At 47.4% G+C, this 2,105-nt stretch carries 1 protein-coding gene; it reads left to right on the forward strand.

From position 1 onward, the window contains the following. Nucleotides 1–2,105, forward strand: a 2,105-nt coding sequence (locus tag GRP75_RS25165; RefSeq protein ID WP_160790693.1) for a non-ribosomal peptide synthetase, incomplete at both ends; no start/stop codon positions are given.

Below are 2,105 nucleotides of genomic sequence, written 5' to 3' on the forward strand. Positions count from 1 at the left end.
CCATCTAGATGAGGATGAAATAGATTCCTGGGTGAAAAATTTCAAGCTACAAGATAAAGCACGGGGCTTTGATCTGCGTCGGGATGTCCTGCTGCGTGTAGCGATTTTACGTACCGGAGAAGACAGCTATCATTTTGTATGGAGCTTTCATCATATCGTCATGGACGGCTGGTGTCTGTCCCTTATAAACAAAGAAGTGTTTGAAAGCTATGCAGCACTTCAGGAGGGCAGAGTACCAGAACTGGCACCGGCAGTGCCGTACAGCCGCTTTATTGAATGGCTGGAAGCACAGGATCGCAAGGCGGCAACCGACTACTGGAGCAGCTATTTATCCGGATATGAGCAGCAAACAGCGTTACCAGCTGTAAAATCCGGTCGCAAGAGTGAAGGCAACACGGCTAGTGATTGGGTGACGGTTTTGGAACGTGAGTTGACCCTCCGGGTGGAGGAGACGGCTAAGCGATATCAAGTGACCATGAATACGTTATTACAAACCGCATGGGGGATTGTGCTGCAAAAATATAACAACCACAGTGATGTCGTATTTGGCAGTGTCGTCTCAGGCCGTCCATCAGATATTATCGGGGTAGAGGATATTATCGGCTTGTTCATTAATACCATTCCCGTTCGCATTCTTAGTGAGGCAGGGGAATCTTTTGCAGAAGTTATGAAGAAAACGCAGGAGCAGGCGCTGGCTTCTCATGCATATGATACGTATCCACTGTTTGAGATTCAGGCATTGACCGATCAGAAACAGGATTTAATTAACCATATTATGGTGTTTGAAAATTATCCAGTAGATGAGCAGGTCGAGGAACTGGGAAGTGACGGGCAGGATACATTCCCGATTTCCAATGTGGTGGCTGCAGAGCAGACTAACTATGATCTGAGCTTAGTCGTTATGCCGGGAGAATGCATCAAGATTCGTTTTATGTATAACGCGTTAAGTTATGATCAAACAGGCATTGAGCGTCTGCATGGACATTTTGTGAACCTGTTGGAGCAAGTTTTGCTTAACCCGAATGTTTGCGTAGAAGAGCTGGAACTGGTTACAGCGGCGGAAAAACAACAAATTACAGGAGAGTTTAATGACACTGCCTCTGCATATCCAAGCAATCACACGATCCAAAAACTGTTTGAGGAGCAGGCAGAGCGCACGCCGGATCATATTGCCGTAGCTTTGGGTCATCAATCATTGACCTATCGGGAACTCAATGAGACAGCCAACCGTTTAGCGCATACGCTGCGTGAGGCAGGGGTGAAATCCGATGAACCTGTGGGCATTTTGACGGAGCGCTCACTGGATATGATTACGGGAACACTCGCTATTTTGAAGGCTGGTGGCGCGTATGTGCCGGTAGACCCTCAATATCCGGAGGACCGTATCCGTTATATGCTGGAGGACTCGGGAGCCAAGCTGCTGCTGGCTCAGCAGGATTTACTGGATCGTTGCTATTTTGAAGGACAGATTGTCAATCTGAATGAGGATACGTCCTACAGTGCAGATGCTTCCAATCTGGGTATAGATGGAGCGGGTAATCATGCTGCTTATGTCATTTATACCTCAGGTTCAACAGGTAAGCCTAAGGGTGTCGTTGTTGAGCATCAAAGTGTCGTGCGCCTTGTCCGCAATACGGATTATGTGCCATTTGATGAATCGACCCGAATGCTGCAGACTTGCGCGTTTGTATTTGATGTATCTACGTTTGAAATTTGGGGCGCGTTGCTGAACGGCGGTCAGCTTGTTCTTGTGCATAAGGATGATCTATTGGATGCGGCCAAACTTAAAGAGACGATACGGGATCATCGCGTCACCATGATGTGGCTGACCACACCGTTATTTAATCAGCTTTCACAGCAGGATAGTAAACTTTTCGGCGATGTGAAGTATTTGCTCGTTGGTGGTGATGTTTTGTCTGCACCCCATATTAACCGGGTCCTGCGTGATAATCCGGACATGAACATCATTAACGGCTATGGACCAACGGAAAATACAACTTTTTCGACGACGTATCACATTACGGAAGAACAGCTGGATTCTGTACCGATCGGACGCCCTATCCGCAATTCGACGGCGTATGTTGTGGATTCGTCATTTAACCTGC

The sequence above is a fragment of the Paenibacillus sp. OT2-17 genome (assembly GCF_009827695.1).
GTDB classification, from domain to species: Bacteria; Bacillota; Bacilli; order Paenibacillales; family Paenibacillaceae; genus Paenibacillus; species Paenibacillus polymyxa_B.